This window comes from Chitinophagales bacterium, assembly GCA_020636535.1.
Taxonomy (GTDB): Bacteria; Bacteroidota; Bacteroidia; order Chitinophagales; family JADIYW01; genus JADJSS01.
Genome location: JACJXT010000011.1, coordinates 1456687 through 1476147 on the forward strand (window position 1 = coordinate 1456687; position 19461 = coordinate 1476147).

General features: G+C 28.9%; 20 protein-coding genes. 11 read left to right on the forward strand and 9 right to left on the reverse strand.

All coding sequences use genetic code 11. The features are described 5' to 3' along the window. Positions 1 to 2: 2 nt before the first annotated feature. A complete protein-coding gene (locus H6553_06810; protein MCB9033528.1) occupies positions 3 to 518 on the reverse strand; it encodes a hypothetical protein in 516 nt (171 codons plus the stop codon). Between the two features lie 208 nt (positions 519 to 726). Between H6553_06810 and H6553_06815 the strand changes: the two genes are divergently transcribed. From H6553_06815 to H6553_06825, 3 genes are all read left to right on the forward strand, one after another. Then, positions 727 to 1908: a hypothetical protein gene (locus H6553_06815; GenBank protein MCB9033529.1), complete on the forward strand. Its 1182-nt coding sequence runs from the start codon at positions 727 to 729 to the stop codon at positions 1906 to 1908. A 165-nt stretch (positions 1909 to 2073) separates the two neighbouring features. Further along, positions 2074 to 2847: a hypothetical protein gene (locus H6553_06820; protein ID MCB9033530.1), complete on the forward strand. Its 774-nt coding sequence runs from the start codon at positions 2074 to 2076 to the stop codon at positions 2845 to 2847. A gap of 10 nt (positions 2848 to 2857) precedes the next feature. Beyond that, positions 2858 to 3256, forward strand: a complete 399-nt coding sequence (locus H6553_06825) for a DUF1801 domain-containing protein (protein MCB9033531.1) — start codon at positions 2858 to 2860, stop codon at positions 3254 to 3256. A 105-nt stretch (positions 3257 to 3361) separates the two neighbouring features. On the opposite strand, the gene H6553_06830 is transcribed toward H6553_06825, so the two are convergent. The 4 genes from H6553_06830 to H6553_06845 are packed head-to-tail and all read right to left on the reverse strand — an operon-like array spanning position 3362 to position 6481. Then, entirely contained in the window at positions 3362 to 4831 is a 1470-nt protein-coding gene (locus tag H6553_06830; GenBank protein ID MCB9033532.1) for a PorT family protein, read from the reverse strand. Between the two features lie 13 nt (positions 4832 to 4844). Further along, entirely contained in the window at positions 4845 to 5423 is a 579-nt protein-coding gene (locus H6553_06835; protein MCB9033533.1) for an RNA polymerase sigma factor, read from the reverse strand. Between the two features lie 23 nt (positions 5424 to 5446). Further along, positions 5447 to 6019, reverse strand: coding sequence for an RdgB/HAM1 family non-canonical purine NTP pyrophosphatase (gene rdgB / locus H6553_06840; GenBank protein ID MCB9033534.1), 573 nt, complete (start codon positions 6017 to 6019; stop codon positions 5447 to 5449). Positions 6020 to 6064: 45 nt separating this feature from the next. Further along, on the reverse strand, positions 6065 to 6481 hold the full coding sequence (locus H6553_06845; GenBank protein MCB9033535.1) for a hypothetical protein: 417 nt from the start codon (positions 6479 to 6481) through the stop codon (positions 6065 to 6067). A 53-nt stretch (positions 6482 to 6534) separates the two neighbouring features. On the opposite strand from H6553_06845, the gene H6553_06850 reads away from it, so the two are divergent. Next, the gene (locus H6553_06850) at positions 6535 to 7596 is read left to right on the forward strand and encodes a branched-chain amino acid aminotransferase (GenBank protein ID MCB9033536.1); all 1062 of its coding nucleotides are present in this window, start codon (positions 6535 to 6537) and stop codon (positions 7594 to 7596) included. Positions 7597 to 7623: 27 nt separating this feature from the next. Here the strand turns inward: H6553_06850 and H6553_06855 are convergent, their stop codons facing one another. From H6553_06855 to H6553_06865, 3 genes are read right to left on the reverse strand one after another with little or no spacing between them, the layout of a single operon-like run. Then, on the reverse strand, positions 7624 to 8139 hold the full coding sequence (locus H6553_06855) for a TPM domain-containing protein (protein ID MCB9033537.1): 516 nt from the start codon (positions 8137 to 8139) through the stop codon (positions 7624 to 7626). Positions 8140 to 8150: 11 nt separating this feature from the next. Then, positions 8151 to 8891: an alpha/beta hydrolase gene (locus H6553_06860; GenBank protein ID MCB9033538.1), complete on the reverse strand. Its 741-nt coding sequence runs from the start codon at positions 8889 to 8891 to the stop codon at positions 8151 to 8153. Further along, positions 8892 to 9485, reverse strand: coding sequence for a glutathione peroxidase (locus tag H6553_06865; protein ID MCB9033539.1), 594 nt, complete (start codon positions 9483 to 9485; stop codon positions 8892 to 8894). A 153-nt stretch (positions 9486 to 9638) separates the two neighbouring features. On the opposite strand from H6553_06865, the gene H6553_06870 reads away from it, so the two are divergent. Then, on the forward strand, positions 9639 to 10394 hold the full coding sequence (locus H6553_06870; protein ID MCB9033540.1) for a response regulator transcription factor: 756 nt from the start codon (positions 9639 to 9641) through the stop codon (positions 10392 to 10394). Here H6553_06870 and H6553_06875 read toward each other — a convergent pair. Beyond that, entirely contained in the window at positions 10378 to 11313 is a 936-nt protein-coding gene (locus H6553_06875; protein MCB9033541.1) for a TraB/GumN family protein, read from the reverse strand. The genes H6553_06870 and H6553_06875 overlap by 17 nt on opposite strands. Before the next feature lie 71 nt (positions 11314 to 11384). On the opposite strand from H6553_06875, the gene H6553_06880 reads away from it, so the two are divergent. The 6 genes from H6553_06880 to H6553_06905 all read left to right on the forward strand — a co-directional run bounded on the left by H6553_06880 (position 11385) and on the right by H6553_06905 (position 19459). Further along, entirely contained in the window at positions 11385 to 11954 is a 570-nt protein-coding gene (locus H6553_06880; GenBank protein ID MCB9033542.1) for a DUF922 domain-containing protein, read from the forward strand. 388 nt (positions 11955 to 12342) lie between these two features. Continuing rightward, complete coding sequence (locus H6553_06885; protein ID MCB9033543.1) at positions 12343 to 14772, forward strand: outer membrane beta-barrel protein; 2430 nt, start codon at positions 12343 to 12345, stop codon at positions 14770 to 14772. A 148-nt stretch (positions 14773 to 14920) separates the two neighbouring features. Further along, positions 14921 to 15106, forward strand: a complete 186-nt coding sequence (locus H6553_06890; protein ID MCB9033544.1) for a hypothetical protein — start codon at positions 14921 to 14923, stop codon at positions 15104 to 15106. A gap of 66 nt (positions 15107 to 15172) precedes the next feature. After that, positions 15173 to 16525, forward strand: coding sequence for an SPASM domain-containing protein (locus tag H6553_06895; protein MCB9033545.1), 1353 nt, complete (start codon positions 15173 to 15175; stop codon positions 16523 to 16525). Beyond that, positions 16522 to 17283: a DUF2807 domain-containing protein gene (locus tag H6553_06900; protein MCB9033546.1), complete on the forward strand. Its 762-nt coding sequence runs from the start codon at positions 16522 to 16524 to the stop codon at positions 17281 to 17283. Before H6553_06895 ends, H6553_06900 begins: the two co-directional genes overlap by 4 nt. After that, positions 17276 to 19459 carry a peptidase domain-containing ABC transporter gene (locus H6553_06905; protein MCB9033547.1) on the forward strand — a complete coding sequence of 728 codons (2184 nt, stop codon included), beginning with the start codon at positions 17276 to 17278 and terminating at the stop codon, positions 19457 to 19459. The genes H6553_06900 and H6553_06905 overlap by 8 nt, the downstream gene beginning before the upstream one ends. Positions 19460 to 19461 lie beyond the last annotated feature (2 nt).

Here is a 19461-nt window from a genome sequence, read left to right on the forward strand (position 1 = left end):
TTCTACTTAAGCATAGCTTTAAATTTTGCTTTATTTTCACTAGAACTTCCAACTAAAATATGCGGATAGCTAACTGCTACTAATTCAAGTAATTTATCGGCTTCAGCTTCATTATTTAATAAAGCACCATGCAATTTATCTTCATTGGTTTTAAAATGCACACCATAAAAAATAATACCTCTTCTTTGACTTCTTATTTTATACGCCCACAAAACCTTTTCAGGATGTTTTTTAAAAGCATCTAACAACTGTTCTGATTTTTTCTTTCCATAGTAAATACAACCAAAAGCAAATAGTGTAAATGCAAACGCTACTACACCTAAAATTCTCATAATTCGTGCATCTGCTTCAGATTTTGCTGGCTGCGTTACAAGCATTAACACTATAACTGCTACACCAAATAAAATAAATCCAGCAATAAAATTAAAAAGTAAACGATCTGATTTACTTGCCTTCGTCAAAAATTGGAATAATTCATTTTGCATAATCAATATTTTGTTCAAAAATACTTGTTTCACTGAACTCAATATTGCTAAGAACAAGTCAAATAATACCATTAAATATACACTTGTTGTAAAAAAGCAACACTTGTAAATTGATATAGATGATTGGTAAATTACTAATTAATCGCTTTTAATAATCAAATAACTTTACAATATAAAAATGTTATAACTTATGAAAATTAATTATATAAAACTACTAATAATCTTTTTTATTTTTATTAATATGAATAATTCAAATGCACAAATACTACCCAATAATCCAGCTTATAGCGAGTTAAAAGCACTTCAAAAGCAAGCTCGAAAGGTAGAAATGGAACTAGCAAAATCAGGAGAATGTACAACATGCTTATCTGATCTTACTGCAATTAAAAATCAACTTAACAGTCTACAAGAACAATATCCAAAGCTTAATTTTACTTCACTTTCAAATAAAATAGATCGGCTTACTAAAGATGCGAAAGGCGAAGAAATTATATTAGGTAATACTGAATTGGTAAATGATAAAACAAATGAGATTGAAAAAGACAATAATAATGCAACTGAAAAAACAGGCGATATTCGTAAAGATTACTTGAATAAAGTAGCATGGTCTAATAAAATGTTAGATGTAAATACAATGACAGAAGCAGACTTACAAACTACTTTTAAATATGGCGAACCTATTTTTGGAACCATATTCACCAATGATAAAATACGCACATTACAAAATTCTTTCTCAGCATTATTATTTGAACTATATGTAGATGGAGAGATTATGCCAATTTTCAAAAAACCATATATCTACATCACTACAGCAATGCAGGAAAACAACTATCTACAATTTGCATTAATACCAACTCAAGAATGGTTAGACAAAAACTATGCTCCATATATTAAAGAAGATAACCGAACAGCTTTTAACATTGCTAAGCATTTTACGAATGTACTAAAAGGTAAAGGTGATATTCATGAAGTAAAACTAAGAATGGCATTTCGTGCTAAACCTTATGAATTAATAGATGCTAACTTTAAAATTGATGCTTCTAATACTTCAGACTATTATGATAAGCTAGCCAACAACTTATTGGCATTACACACAGAAAGTGTAGAATTACCACAAGCAAAAATGACTGATGTTACATTAAGCAAAAAAATGGTAGATATTATGAATGCCAAAGGTTCTAATCAAACTTTTAGTAAAGCTATAATTGTTTCTAGTGGTTGGGAAATTGAAAAAGACAAATACACACATGCTATCATTCAAAGAACATTACAAGCAGCACTTGTATCTAAATATTCAGACGGAAGATGTTCTTTTCAATACTTTTTATTTGGACAAGATTATGCTGGTGGTGGAAAATATTCACCAACACTTAAGTATGTTGGAGCAGGAAAAGAAAAATTTATAAATTGTTCTAAATTATAAGTAGTAAGCTGTTGTGCATTTTGGCGTCATTCCAGAAAATTTCGTAGTATAACGAAGAAATTTATCAGGAATCTCCAACTATAAACTACAGAAATATAGATTTTATGCTACTTGTATTAAAAATTGGTATATTTATCTATATAATTGAAAAATTACTACTTAACAATGAAAACAATCTTTATTATACTTACAGTACTATACACTAGTGCATGTTCATATACATCTAAACAACAAGATAAAGTGCAAAGTGATTATAATTACAATAGAGTAAGTACAATAGATTATATTGATATTATCCAATATAAAGCAATAAATGAACAAGCAGTACTCATTGGTGAGGAAATTAAATTGCTCGATGAAAATTTAAATTTGGTTAGAAATATTTCAGCTTTAAATGGAAAAATAATTAGTCTTATAGGAATTTCTGATAGTCTTTTTAATACATCCAATGATATTTGTAATGCATTTTGGTACGCTAAAATTCAAATTAATGATACAATTGGAGTAGTTAATGGTAGACAAGTTTTTAGAATCGAACACTCAAGCCAAGATACTAATATTACAGTTAATGGTAATCTTATTCAAATACTAACAACCAATTTTTTAGGCATTGGAGTAGAGTATAATGGAGATTTAGTCGGATGTCCTGCATATCAACCTGTTTTAATTAAAGATAAAAAACATAATTATTTTGGACTTATTGATTTGATTCAGAGTGAATATTCAAAAGAAGTAACTAGAAATAGCCAATATCCATATTTTGAACTTTGGAATGATGATGGAGCTTATGATAAAATTGAAACAATTACTGTAGAAGATGATACTAATATCAGATTGTTAATACATCGAACTTTACAAGAAGGAGAGACTACTTACGAAGTACACTTAAAATATATAAATGACAAATACATTGCAAAATATCTTAACTTTGGGAGATAAAATAGCATGTATGAACAACGAACAAGATTTTGAATTAGCCATTCAAAGTTTTTCAGATGAAATAAAAAACATTGCACGAGCAACAAGACAACTAATTTATACCATTTTACCAGAAGTAGTAGAAGTAGTCTGGATACAACAAAAAAATACTGGATTTGGAACTGGACCAAAGAAAAAAACAGAGCATTTTTGTTGGTTGATGCCAGCAACTAAACATGTAAATCTAGGATTTAATTACGGAGCAGAACTTCCTGATGCTACAAATTTGCTAGAAGGAACAGGAAAGTTATTCAGACATATAAAAATAAAATCAGTTAACGATTTAAATAATCCAAATTTAATTGAACTTGTAAAATTTGCAACTACTTACAGAGTACCACGAATAAATTTACCTGCCTACCGCAGGTAGGTAAGGAAATCGTAAAAAAGATTTCCAATCAAGCATGTCTGTCGGCAGACAGGTTGAGAATAACGATTTTTCCTTTATTTTGTTTCTAAATGAAACAGATTAACCTTACTTAATTTTTTTAGGCATTCTAAAGTTGAATTGTGTAGTAATACCTACTTGGTAGTTGTTTGGATTGCCTTTCTTAAGTGAAAAATCTGCACTGGTTCTTGCTCCAATGGTAAAGTAAAAATTGCGTTTCATATACAAGTCAATATCAACGCCACCAGCAAAACCAACATTTGTTTTACTGTAGTTAATCATATCTAAATTGTTTTCTTTGCCATCAACTTCATATGATTTTCCTATTAAAAAACTAGCTTGTGGTCCAGCTAAGAAATTCAATACGATTGGTTTTGAATTATAGTTATTAATATAACTTATTTTATATTTAAACAGTAATGGTACTTTTAAATAATTTAAATTCACTTCTTTTTTAATTGGACTACCATTGCTATTGTCCATAAATGTTTTTCCAGCTTCGTTATACTGTATTTCTGTTTGAAAACCATATCTGCTAGAAAAATCATAGCCAATATTTACGCCAAACGCTTTGCCAAAGTCTATTTTATTATCAAAACTACTCACTTGTTGTTCTTCTGCAATTACATTTTTGTCCATAAAGTTGGTATGTAAACCCAACAATGCACCAAAATGAAATCCTTTATTAATATCGTAGCCAGCAAACTCGTTTAAATTTTGTAGCATGGCTTCTTTTTCAGCAGCTAATTCGTCAATTCCAGCAACTGTTTTATTGGTATTAATACTTGCTTTCTGACTAACTAAAGATGCTAGTACTTCTGTTGTGCTTAGTTTTTGAACTTCTATGTTGCTAACATCAATACTTGCTAATAATTGAGTGTTAGCTGTGTTTTCTTTTCTTCTTTCAATAGTACTAGTATATTGTTCATCGTAATTATTACTAGCATTATTTGCATCTGCTATTGAAGTATTATTGGTTGTTTTAGATGATGATTGCTTAGTATTTTTTGCTTGATTTTTAGTTTTGTTACTAGTAGAATTTTTATTGATACTACTAGTGTTCATATTATTTGCTTGATATTGATTTATACTATTATTACTTACTTTTTTGTACTGATTAATATTGTTTTGATGCTGTTGTACACTAGTTTTCTGTGTACTATTTATAGCAGTTAGCGTAGCAGATTTATTCGTGCTAGCATTGTTTTTAGTATTAGTATTATTAGCAGCAGTATTTTGATTTACTGTTTGATTATTGTTTGTATTTTTATCTATTTCAGTATTGTTAGAAACTGTATTTGTTTCATTATTATTTTTCTGTTTAATATTTGAATTATTATTAGTAGTAACTTGTTCTGATATAAAATTATTTGGTTGAGGTTTTATCCAATTTTCGTACACTAATACACTGCCTACCGAAGTAGATATTAAAAGGAGCAATAAGAGTAAGTATTTGTATTTGTCGTACCAAGGTGTAGTTGGTGGCAATTGTTGTTCAATTTTGTTCCACAAACTATCTGGCGGTTCTACACTGTACTCTTCGAGTCTTTGCTTCAATATTTGGTCTAATTTATTTTGCAACACTTTTCTGAATTTTAATTTGATTGGCTTTTTCTAACATTTCCATTAATAAATACCTTGCTCTAGCAAGTTGAGATTTTGATGTTCCTTCGCTAATACCTAGTTGTTCTGCTATTTCTTTATGCGAATATCCTTCTACAACATACATGTTAAACACCGTTCTATAACCTGGCGATAAATCTTGTATGAGTTTCATGATATCTTCTACTTCTAAATCAACATTTTCATCATCTGCAATACTTGCATCATAAACTTGCTCTACATTTACTATAGAGTACATTTTGTTGTTTTTTCTATAGTGTTCAATAGAAGTATTCACCATAATTCGTCTCACCCAACCTTCAAAAGAGCCATCGCCTCTAAATTTGTCTAAGTTGTTAAATACTTTTACAAATCCTTCTTGCAATATATCTTCTGCTTCGGTATTATCTTTAGCATATCTTAAGCAAACACCAAACATCTTAGCACTCAACAACTTATACAGTTTATACTGTGCATCTCTTTTGTTGCACATACAAGCTTCTATCAGCTCGTTAAACTGTTTATTGTAGTCCAAAGGTTCTTGCATATAAGCTTTTAATATGCCTTTTTTTAAAGACGATTTAAGAAATTAATTAGTTGCATCATTGCTTTGCCTCTATGACTAATTTTTGTTTTTTCATGTTTTGCTAACATTGCTAGTGTTCTTCCATCATCTAAAACAAAAATTGGGTCGTAACCAAAACCATTATTACCACTTGGCGTTGAAGCAATAGTGCCTTCTAGTTTTCCTTCAAAATTATATATTTTTCCATTCAAAATTAAGCTAATAATTGTTTTAAAGTGTGCTTTTCTGTTGGTTTCATTTTGCATTAAGTCCAATACTTTAGCCATATTATCACTATCACTTCTTTGTTCACCAGCATATCTTGCACTAAAAACACCAGGATCACCATTCAAAGCATCAATTAATAAGCCAGTATCTTCTGCAAAACAGTTGATGTTGTATTTATTAGCGACAAACTGTGCTTTTTCTATAGCATTTTCTTCTATGGTAAAATGTGTTTCTGGCAATTCTTCAAAACAGCCAATATCTTTTAAAGTGAGTAAGTCAATAGATTGGTCAATCACCGTTTTTACTTCGTTAATTTTATTTTGATTGTTTGTAGCAAATACTAATTGCATATGGTTTAGTTTGATTGTTTTTTATTTCCCGCAGAACTCGCTGATTTAGTTTATCATAGCTTGAACTACTTCCCAAAATTGTTTTTTGTACTTTGCTTGTTCCAACATGGTTTTAGCATCGTGAGTTTTGATGATACTCATATTGTTGAATTGTACTATTTTATTCAAAGGAGTATCTATTTGCAAACCAATAAATTTCGTGTCAACACCAAAAAGTACAATTTTTAACTTACTAGATTTAGGTAATTGTATTGTTTTTGATTGATTGTTAATAGCTAGAATAATGGTAGCATTTGTATTAATCTTAAAACCATTACTTAAAAGGTTGTGTATCATTTCTTTCTGCTGATTTTCTAGCGTTTCCTCACTATTTTGTGGATATAAGATGATGAAGCCATTAAAATTATCAGGAAAAACTAGTGCTTCTTTTTTCAAATTAAAATAAAAGTTATTCTGAGTCATTACACAAATTTAGCAAATTATTGCTTAGTTTTACAGTTGTAAATTTCTTTGTGATGAGTGATTATAAAATAAATATAAAAAAGATAGATAATAGTAAAATAAATCAAATAGATTTTAATAATATTCTATTTGGAAGAAACTTTTCCGATCATATGTTGGTCGCTGATTATTATGATGGCGATTGGCAAGAAGTGAATATTTTACCATATGGCAACTTGTCCTTGAGTCCAGCTTGTAATGTATTTCATTATGGACAAGCAATTTTTGAAGGCATGAAAGCATTTTATAAAGCAGATGGGAGTGGAGTTGTACTGTTTAGACCAGAGAAAAATTGGGAACGCATGAATCTTTCTGCTACTAGAATGTCAATGCCACAGATTCCAAAATCTGTATTTATGGATGGTTTAAAAACATTGATTGATTTAGATAGAGCTTTTGTACCTAATGTACCGAATTCTTCTTTGTATTTAAGACCAGTAATGTTTGCAACAGAACCATTTATTGGTGTAAAAACATCAGATCAATATAAGTTTGTTATTATAACTTGTCCTGTTGGTGCTTATTATGGCGAACCAATTTCTGTACTAGTATATGATGATTATATTAGAGCAACCAAAGGTGGTTATGGTTTTGCAAAAGCAGCAGGAAATTACGCAGGAACATTATATCCTGTTGAGTTAGCGAGAAAGCAAGGTTATAAAGATGTGTTGTGGTTAGATGGCGAACACAAGCAGTTTGTACAAGAAGTAGGTACTATGAATATCTTTTTTGTACTAGATGGAAAACTAGTTACACCAGCATTAGATTCTGCTATTTTAGATGGCGTTACTAGAAACAGTGTGATACAATTGGCTAAAGATTTTGGTATTACTGTAGAAGAAAGACCAATAGACATTAAAGAAATTGTAGATGGTTTTGAAAGTGGTAAACTGACAGAAATTTTTGGAACAGGAACAGCAGTAGTAATAAATCCAGTAGATAGATTTGGTTATCATGGAAAGGATTATCAATTAGATGCATCAAAATATGAGATAGCACCTAAGATAAAAAATGCTTTGATTGCAATACAAAAATGTACAGCACCAGACACACATGGTTGGGTAGTTGAGGTGTAATAAATTTTATATATCTGTTTTAAGTATTTATTTCCAAAGTCTAATTAGGTTGTCTAGTGAGTTATTTAATCCACTGTAATAATTGCCATTTTTGAATTCAGGAACTATAGTACTATCTATTACATTTTTGCATATTTCATCTGTTAATATGTTTTCTACATTTAAACCTGTACAAATTCTTATTTTTCTTAACTCTGGACTAAAAACAATTGTCAATCCATTATTTTCTTTTTTTCCTACGCCCCAATAATTTGATAAGTCTAATGCATATTGATTAAAATTTTCCTCAGTTAATTCAGATGAGTTTATTGAAATAACCGCAATTTGTTTGGTTGTATTTTTGTCTAAACTATCTAGTTTAGATTCTAATTTTAAAATGTCTAAACTGTCTAAAACATTAGCATAATCATTAATGTATCCAATAGGACTTGGAAATAATTGATTTACTTTTTCTTTTTTGTTTGTTTTCGTCTGACAAGAACTCAATATCAGTAATATATAAAGAGAAAGTATGCTTAAGTTTATAATACGCAGTTGCTTCATTGTCAATTTTATTACACCAATATCTTACCAATAGTGTTTTTATAGTCATCAAATTCGTGTATGTTAAAATGATTGGCTTGATTAATGACTACAAAATTATCATTGACTTTTAAATATTGCTGCAGTTGTTTGGTATAGTCTAATGGAATTAAATTATCGTGAGTGCCATGTAAAATAGTAATTGGTGTAGCATTATTATTAAGATGTATTTGATTGTCGAAATTATACCTAAATCGTTTAAATGGCTTTTCTCGTTTTAAATGCAATTTAAATAGTGAGTCCATGCTTACATAAGGCGTTACTAATATTAAGTGTTTACTATTATAATTACTACTAATATTAGAAGCAAATACAGTTCCTAATGATCTTCCTGCTAGCACTACTTCATTTTCGTTAAAGTATTGTAATACCAAATCTTGCATAATACAGTTTGCTAAGCTATGTAAATGAGTAGCAATTAATTTGCCTCTGCTTTTTCCATATTTCGGATAATCCCAAATAAAAACATCGTAATGCTTATCTAAAAAATCATAGCACTTTGGTAAGTGATATTGAATATGTTTTAAAGTACCATGCGAAAAAAATACAGCTCCTTTTGGTGCAATACTTTTCAAATGCAAAGCATGAATGGTATAATTGGCATTTTCAATGGTATAGTTTAGAAAAACTTCTTCATAATCGTAACGCGATTTAAACGAATATCTTTTAAGCAATCGCTTATTTCTAAAAATAATATGTTTACTAAATATCACTTATTCTAATTCTTTTTTCAAGGCATTAGTAAACTCAACATCGTTTACAGAAACTCTAGGAGAGAAGCTATACTTTACTTTACCGTTTTTTCCTATAATAAATTTTTGATAGTTCCAAGATACAGGAGCATCTAGTACGCCATTAATTTTTTCATCAGTTAAGTATTGATATAATGGATTAATCTCTTTTCCTTTTACATGTATTTTTTCAAACAATGGAAAGGTAACACCATAATTTTGACTACAAAATGTTTCTATCTCTGCACCATTCAATGGCTCTTGTCCTAGAAAATCATTCGAAGGAAAACCAAGTACTACAACACCTTTGTCTTTATATGCTTTATAGAGTGCTTCAATTTCGCCCAACTGATTAACCAAACCACATTTACTAGCAGTATTTACAATAACAACGACTTTTCCTTTATAATCAATTAAATTAACAGGATTGCCATATAAATCGTTCATTGTGTAATCGTAAATGGTAGTACCATTATTATTAGAAGCACTAACAGAAGCAGCTTTTGAACTGTTACTACAACTGTTCAATCCAACTAATAACGCAATAAAAAATGTGGCAATAATTAGCTTTTTCATAAGGTGTATTTTTATATTAAACAATATTACAAAAAATGTGTTTAAGTTTCATAAAAGAATTTTAAGTGAAATATTTGTGTTTTTTTGCTGAATAGCTACTCTTTTTTCTTATTTTCATGAATTAGCATTTAATTTTGATGCATAACATCACTAATGGAAAAGTTAAACAAAAATCAAAGTCCGTTTAAAATTTTAATGGTAGATAAAGATAAAGCTAGTGCAGAACACAATGTGGCTAGATTTAAAAACGCACCTTACGATTTTATCATCCAACACAAAGTAGAAGAAGTAATGGCTTTGGTGAAAAAAATTAAGTTCGATTTAATTATACTAGAAGTAGAACTAAACAAAGTAGATGGTATTGAATTATGCTACGAGATTAAAAACGATATTATTTTTAATAAAAATACACCAGTTATTTTTCTAGCCGAAAAACACGACGATTATACACAGTTGGCTGCTTTTGATGCTGGTTGCGACGATTTTATTCCGAAAGAGTATAAATCTAGGTTAATTATTGCTAAAGTAAAAGCATTTCTCAATAGATTGTATACGACTAGCAATGTAGAAATAGGTATTAAAAAATTTGGTCATCTAGAAATTGACGAAGAACAAGTAATGGTATACAAAAAAGGAGAACCATTAAAATTGTCGAAGAAAGAGTTTCAATTAATTATGTTGTTGACATCAAAACCTGGAAAAGTGTTTAGACGAAATTTTATTTTGGCAAAAATTTGGGGCGATGATATTATTGTCGGCGACAGAAATATAGATACGCACATTAAAAAGATTAGAAAAAAAATAGGTAAAGATAGAATAGAAACCGTAAGAGGAATTGGTTACAAATTTATAGAACCAAAACCAAAAGAAGCAGATATTGATAAGAAAGAAGCTACTTCAAAGCAATAGGTTCTACCGTATATCCTTTTGATTTTAATAGTGCAATTAAACCATTTTTTCCTGGTAAATGTCCAGCACCAACTGCAATAAAACTACTTTTATCACTAATAAGTGTAGTAATTTTATCTAGCCAGTTAGCATTTCTTTGGTCTATTAAAATGCTTTTGTAAGCAGCATTGTCATTGCCATATTCTAAATCAAACATTTTCAAAAGCTTATCTAGATTTTGTTCTTTATAAGCTTCCACTAAATCGTTGTATTGCTTCAATTGCTTATCGTAATGCACAATAGATTCAATAAAAGCATCATATTGTTCTTGTAATGGAATAGAATCAATCAAACCCAATTGTTCGTCAAGCGTTTCTAAACCAAGAATAGGTATGTGCTTGTCTTTTACAATATGCATTAGTTCATCTTCGTACATCATTTTATCATTGCCAATCATAGACATCATAACCATTTGTTCTAAGTAAAAAGGCTTCATTTTAGCATAAGCATTTTCAAAAGTATATTCATTTACACCTAGAGAGTCAACAGCAAATGTCAGTGCTTTATTATAGTTTTCTTGACTTACAAAATCAAAAATAGACACATCATTTGGCAATAAGCTCAACTGTGATAGCTTTGCTAAGTTCACTTTGTCTAAATCCATTTCTAAAACCAATTGGTCTACACTTTTAAGTTTTTTTTCTACATTTTTACCTAGAAAATAATCTTTTGCAGGAATAGCATGTATCGTTCCAAATAAATAGGATGGTTGACTTAAATTATTACCGCTTATTTGCCACATAATTGAATTATTTGTATTTAAAGGTTTGTCTAAAGTGTTGTCTGTCTTGGTTTTACTAGCTTGTTTTGATGTAGAGCAAGCTACCACTAAGAATTGTAGCAATACAACAACAGCCGTTTTAAATGATTTTAATAACATATTAAGATTATTTAAGCCAAAAATACAATTTTAGAAAAATAAATTTGGTCTTATTTTTGTTATTAAATATTATGATGAGATTTGTTTTATTGATATTAAGCTTTTTTGTTGGATTGACTTTTAGCAATGCACAAAATCACGAAAAATTTGAAACCTATATTATTTGGAAACCTAATGAAAAATTGGTTTGGAGTGATTTTAAAGCTAAGCCAAAACCAAATGGCTATGAGTCTGCATTAACAGCATCATCTATTGAGTTGGCATATGAGTCTTCTAGTGAAAAAAAAGGATTTGAAATTCAAGTGTTGTGTAAATTTTATCCATTGATGAGTTGGTCGGTAAAAAGCAAACAAAGCGATTATATATTAGCTCACGAACAATTACATTTTGATATAACAGAATTGTACGCTAGAAAATTGCGAAAAGCATTAAAAGAAAAAATAACCAAATCTAGTCAAACAGCACTAGCCAATAAAATTTGGCAAGACATTATGCGAGAATGGAACTTGGTGCAAAATCAGTACGATACAGAAACCCAACACAGCTTAAAAGAATTTAAACAACAGCAATGGGAAACTAAAATACAAGAAGAGCTTGCTACACTTTCAGATTACGCCTCATCATCTGTCTTCATTCCATAAAAATTGGTTATAGACTTATAGAATTCTCTTTAGAAATCTATATTATTATTATTATTATTATAGAAATAATGTGAAAGTACATTGTTTTTTTCATAATGATATCGATTGTTTTTTATTTAAAAATTAAATAATAAAATAAAAAATAATCCACATAAAAATTGATGTTATTCACAAAAATGTTAATTTTTATAATTTTAACATTTAGAAATATGTCACAAAAACAACCTATTTTTTAATTTAATAGATTGATTATTAATAAATTAAAAATTTTATAACTCATTTAAGCATGTCACAAAATGGGTAAAACTGTTTTTACAAAAAAAAAAAAAAAAATCTATCATTACACCATAATTATTTATTATTTTAATACAATAACCATTAATAAAACTTGAAAACATTAACTACTATAATATTATTGCTACTTGCCACGACTTTTGCTGAATCTATTTCAGCATCAGATTTATCTACTATAACAGGAAAAGTAATAGACGAAAACAATTTACCAGCAGAATTTACTAATGTAGTACTCTACCAAACAGCAAACGATAGCTTATACGATTTTGCATTGACAGATAGCAATGGTGTCTTTAGCTTCCAAAACATAGTCAATGGTAACTACTATTTAGTATATAGTTTTATGGCTTACCAAACCGATACTATAAAAAATATTGTAGTAGACAACCAAGACCTTAATTTACCACAACATCAATTAACACTACTAAGTAATATATTAGATGGTGTTACCATTATAGCGACAAAACCAATTATAGAACGCAAAGCCGACAGAATTATTTATAATGTAGAGAATAGTGTTTATGCACAAGGTAGCGATGCTTTACAAGCACTAAGCAAAGCACCAAGAGTACAAATACAAAACAATGAAATTAAAATGGCAGGAAAAGGTACTGTTGCGGTATTGATAAACGATAGAATACTGCATTTAAGTGGCGAAGAATTGGCACAGTATTTAAAAAATATACCAAGTGATGATATACAGAAAATAGAAGTAATACCAAATCCGCCGGCAAAATACGATGCACAAGGTAGTGCTTTGGTAAATATTGTATTAAAAAAGAACAAAAAAGATGGCTATAATGGAAGTGTAACAGGCAGTTTTATACAGGCACAATACCAAGGTGGAAGCTTAGGTGGAACATTTAACTATACTAAAAACAAAATAAGCATTAACACCAGTTTGTTTGATAAATACAACAAAGGATATAGAGAAGAAACGCATATACTAGAATATACCGACCAGACTTGGAAAGATACTACAATTAACCCTTCTAAAAACAATGCAATTTCTAGTAGATTGAATATCAATTATCAAATAAACAATAAACAACAATTAGGCATTAATTACAATGGTAATTGGAATAGAATGTTTTGGAATAAAGAAAAAATCAATACTTATGTTACCAATAATTATACCAAAGAAATACTACAATCAATAATTAATAATGCTAATAGTAAGCAAAGTTCGCATAACCATAATGCTGTACTCTACTACACTTGTAATATAGATACAACAGGTAAAAAACTAGATATTGGTTTTGATTATTTTAATAGTTACTCCAATAGAAATAGAAATTATACCAATGAAACTTATAATGATGAAGGTATATTAATAAGCAATCCTATTCCACAAGAAAACACATTAGGCATTCAAAAAAGCAATATTTATGTGTTTAATGCAGATATAGAGCATCCTACAAAATATGGTGCTTGGCAATATGGTATAAAGCTTACGCATTTTAGCACCAATAGTAATAATGAGCAAAGCATATTACAAGCAGACAATACTACTTATTTATTAGACACTACAAGAAGCAGTGTTTTTAACTATAAAGAATATACCGAAGCTATTTACGGAAGTTTTAACAAGAGCTTTGAAAAAGTAGAACTACAATTAGGTATGCGTTTAGAGTTTACCCAACTAAAAGGAACACTCATTAATACCAACGAGGTAAACAAACAACAATATGTAAGACCATTTCCTAGTGTAATGATACAATACAATATAAATGAAAACCATACTATAAACTATAGTATTACTTCTGGTATTGATAGACCTTCTTCTTGGCAGCTTAATCCTTTTAGATATTACATAAATAATTACACTTATGCAGAAGGAAACCCATTTATTCTACCAGACTATGGAATAAGTACTGCTTTAGATTATACGCTTAACGATAGTTATATGTTTTCGATTTACTATAATTATAATAATAATAGTATTGGTCAAGTAAGTTATGTTGATAGTATTACAAATATAAGTCATTATAGATGGGAAGCAGGAAGAAAAGTACACGATGTGGGTTTTTATAATGAATATAATTTTAGCATTAAGGACAGATGGTTACCAAGTATTAGTATAGATGCATATATAGATTTTTTAAAATCACCTTTCTTACATAATGCAACAGAGCGAAAATACTGGAGTTTAGATTTAAAAATTAGTAATGATTTTATTTTTGATACGAAGAATCGGTTTTCAGGCAACCTAAATTATTACTTTCGACCAAATGGAATTGGACAAGAAGAGCTGACAATGAGAGCAATACATAGTTTATCTTTTGGACTTAAAGCACAGTTATTAAAAGAAAAACAACTAATACTTTCAGTTAATGCTGAAAATGTATTGAGAAATAAACCAACTAATGGATACAAAAGAACACCAACTGGCGAATATTTCTCATTTACAAATTATTATGATGAACGGTTTTTTAGGTTTACTGCTACCTATAAGTTTGGTAATAATCAATTAAAAACTAAAACCAAACAAATAAATAACGAAGATATAAACAGAGTAAATTAAAAATACTATGTCGCGAATAGTAGTATGGTTGTTTTTGAATGCATGCTTAAATAACTGTACAAACACTTCGTTCTGTATAAGAAGTAAAACAACGCAGCGTTAACACTACTACGAGATGTAGCATTTTATTACAATTAAATTTTTTATAATGAAAAATCAACAATTAAAATCACTTTTCTTAAAAGCAAACAGCCTACAAGATGAAAAAGACGCATCCTTCTCAATTTTGCAAATAGAAGATGAAAAATCTTTAAAAGGAGGTGTTTATGACATTGACATCACTATTACTGCATGTAATTGTAAAAGACTGAAAACCTGTACTACAAAAGGTTAATAGGTTTAATTAAATTGTGCTACTCTAAATTAAGTTAGGGTAGCACAAAATTAAAACTTAACACATATGAAAAATAAAGTATCATACTATACTCTCGTTACAGAAATTCTGCCTGAAACTAATGAGCGAATAATATATTCAACAAGAAGCGGAGAGTCTTTCATAGTATCGAAAGATTTTTATAGCTGTTTTTTATCAGATATAACATCTATAGATAGAAATATTATACAAAAATTAATTAATGCTAAAATATTAGTTAATGAAGACGAAGACGAATTTGAAACAATAATCAGAGAAAACAAGAATGCTGAAGATAAAAAGATAGATACATTATATCATGTTATACAACCATCAGCTAATTGTCAGTTGGGCTGTTTTTATTGTGGGCAAACACATACAAAAGAAACAATTAACGGAGAGATACTTGAAGATATTTATAACAGAATAGCATCAAAAATACCTCAAAGACATTTTAAATCAATAGCAATTACTTGGTACGGAGGAGAACCCTTAATGGCTCTCAATCAGATAAAATCTTTTACTCCAAGGCTATTAACATTAGCAAAAGAAAACAACCTAACCTATACCTCAGACATGATAACAAATGGGTTAAGTCTTAAAAAAGAGGTTTTTTATTATTTAGTTGAACATTGTTCCCTTGATTCTTTTCAAATTACGATTGATGGACTAAAGGAAGAACATGATAAGAGAAGATATTTAAAGAACGGTGGTGGTACTTTTGATGTAATTTTAAAAAATATTTTGGATATCGTTGGTGATGACAGATATAATGAATTAAATAAGGCAATATCAATAAGAATAAATGTAGACAATAAAAACTATCAATCCGTAATCTCTTTCATTCAATTATTAGCATCATATAAATTACAAGATAAGCTATCGGTAAATATTGCTCCTATTCATGATTGGGGAGAGGTTAATGCTGCCAAAGATAGTCTTTCTAAGCAAGATTTTGCTGATTTAGAAATTGATTGCTATATTGAAATGATTAAACATGGATTTGAAATTGATATAATTCCTAAGAGAAAAGAGATTGTTTGTATGGTGGTAGATAAATATTCAGAAGTTTATGATGCCTATGGAAATATTTCTACATGCTGGGAAGTTCCTTATACTGATATTTATAAAGAAAGCAGTTATGTAATTGGTAATATAAAGGACAAAAACTTTAGTTTATTAGATAAGAACATTCCTATGCGTAATTGGACAAATGAAATTAAAGAAGATAATAGTAAATGGTGTCATTCTTGTAAATTCCTTCCTGTTTGTGGTGGGTCTTGTCCAAAACATTGGTATGACAATCAAATACCTTGTCCTCCTTTTAAGAAGAATATGGAAGATAGACTTGTATTAAACTATTTATCGAATAACTTAGAACTCAAAAAAATAATATCATGAAAAAATTAACAACAATTAGTTTAGTGCTACTATTAATTAGTACAATGGTAGCCAAACCAACAAAAAACAAAACAATGGGCAATCAAGAAACAACTTTAGTTACAAAAACGCAAAGTATAGCTAATGTAACAACTTTAGATGTAAGTAAATTTGCTGCTGTAGAAATAGAATACAGCAACGAAAATACCATTACTATTATTACCAATGAACACAATCAAAACGATGTTAAAGCTGAAACTTCTGGTAATCAACTAAAATTGTATGTAGTAAGTAGTAATACAACAGTTAGCAAAAAAACAAAGAAAGTAAATATAAATAATGCTAATATTAATACTACAAGAGCAATTATTAAAACCAATCAAATTAATACCATTAGCTTAGATAAAGTAGCGTCGTTTACAAGCAACAATGCTTATCAAAGTACCAATTTTAGCTTAACAACAACAGCAACAGCAAAGATTAATTTAAATATTAATTGTGATAATTTGAATATTAATACACAATCTACTTCAAATATAGATTTAACAGGAACAACTAAAAAATCAACTATAGATTGTCAAAGTACTAATAAATTAGATATGACTAGTTTAGAGTCAGAAACTGCCGAAGTTTATATTTCATCTTGTAATAAGCTTATTTTACATGCAAAAGAAGAACTCTCTGTACACGCATCAAGTGTAAATAAAATAATTTACAACGGAGATTTTAAAATAACCAACTCAAAACTTTCAGGTGTAGGTAGTGTTCAATATGAATAAATTCTTTCATCAACACGATTCTACCGATTGTGGTCCTACTTGTCTTCGTATTATAAGCAATTATTATGGCAAAGATTTTCCTTTAGAGTATCTAAGAGAAAAAAGTTTTATTGGTAAAGATGGTGTTAGTCTATTAAACACCAAAGTATTGGCAGAAGCTTTAGGTTTTGAAACAGTAAGCATCAAAGCAGATATAAATACACTAATCAACGAACAACCTTTGCCTTGTATTTTGCATTGGAATCAAAATCATTTTGTAGTATTATATAAAATAAAAAAGAATTATTTTAATAATAATTATTCATTTTATTTAGCAGATCCTGCACATGGAAAAGCCATTTTAAAACAACAAGAGTTTGAAAAAGCTTGGTTAAGTACAGACAATAAAGGTGTAGCATTGCTTATGCAACCAACTAATCAATTCTACGAAAACGAAGATTTAATAGTACAAAATAAAGGATTTTCTTTTTTGTGGAAATATCTGCATCCAAATAAATCGCAACTTTTTGCACTTTTATTATTTACTTTTTTGGCAGGAATTGTAGCACTAACCTTTCCATTCATTACACAGTTCATAATGGATAAAGGTATAAAACCAAAAAATATACCATTTATTACTTCATTGTTATTTGCACAGTTTGCATTACTAATAGGTCAGTCTATATTTAATTTAATAAGAAATTCACTAATATTAAAAATAAATACGAATATAAGTATTCAAATTATATCTGATTTTCTAACTAAACTTACCAAACTCTCTATACCTTTTTTCGATTCAAAATCGGTTGGAGATATTAACCAAAGAATTGTTGACCACGAACGAATAGAGTTTTTTCTAACACATAATTTAGTAAGCACTATTTTTGGCTTGTTTAATTTTGTTATATTTTCTGCAATATTAATATATTATAATGTTTCGTATTTTTTAATATTTTTATTAGGTTCTATATTTTCTGTAATTTGGATAATCTTATTCTTAAAAAAGAGAAAAGCAATAGACTATCAAAGATTTCAAGTACAACAACAAAACCAAGATGCTGTATTTGAAATTATTTCTGGCATGCAAGAAATAAAACTCAATAATGCGGAGCAATTAAAAGTAAGTGAATGGGAAAAAGTACAACAACATCTTTTTAAAATCAATTTAAAAGGATTAAACATAGAACAGCTACAAAACATTGGTTCGTTTACCATTACACAAATTAAAAATATTTTATTGTTGTATCTAGCAGCCAAACAAGTAGTATTTAATGAAATTACACTTGGTGTTATGATGAGTATATCTTATATTATTGGTCAGATGAATGCACCATTGGAGCAACTTATAGAGTTTTTTAAAGAAGGACAAGATGCTAGAATTTCATTAGACAGAATGAGTGAAGTACACAATCACTCTAATGAAACTGCAATTAATCAAGTAGCGCTATTACAAGAAAAAAGTACTATTACACTCAATAATGTTTCCTTTCAATACGAAGGAAAATATTCGCCATACATACTAAGAAATTTAAACTTACAAATTCCACAAGGAAAAGTAACAGCAATAGTTGGAGCAAGTGGAAGTGGAAAAACAACACTATTAAAACTACTACTAAAATTTTATAATGTAACAGAAGGCAATATATATGTTAATAATCAAGATTTAGAAGAAATAAATCCAAATAATTGGAGGAATTATTGTGGTACAGTAATGCAAGATGGATTTATATTTTCTGATACCATCGAAAGGAATATCAATTTGTCTGATGAAAACATAGATAAACAACGACTGTACAATGCTTGTAAAATTGCTAATATTTTAGATTTCATAGAATCATTGCCTTTAGGTTTTAATACAAAAATTGGTGGAACGGGATTAGGCGTTTCTATAGGTCAAAAACAACGCATTTTAATAGCACGAGCAGTATATAAAAATCCACAGTTTCTATTTTTTGATGAAGCTACTTCTGCATTAGATGCCAATAACGAAAAAGAAATTACCAATAATCTAGAAGCTTTTTTTAAAGACAAAACAGTAGTTATTGTAGCACATCGTTTAAGTACTGTAAAAAATGCCGACCAAATAATTGTACTAGACAACGGAACAGTTGTAGAACAAGGCACACATCAAGAATTAATTAGAAATAAATCGCATTATTATAATTTAATTAGCAATCAGCTAGAATTGGGAGTTTAGTC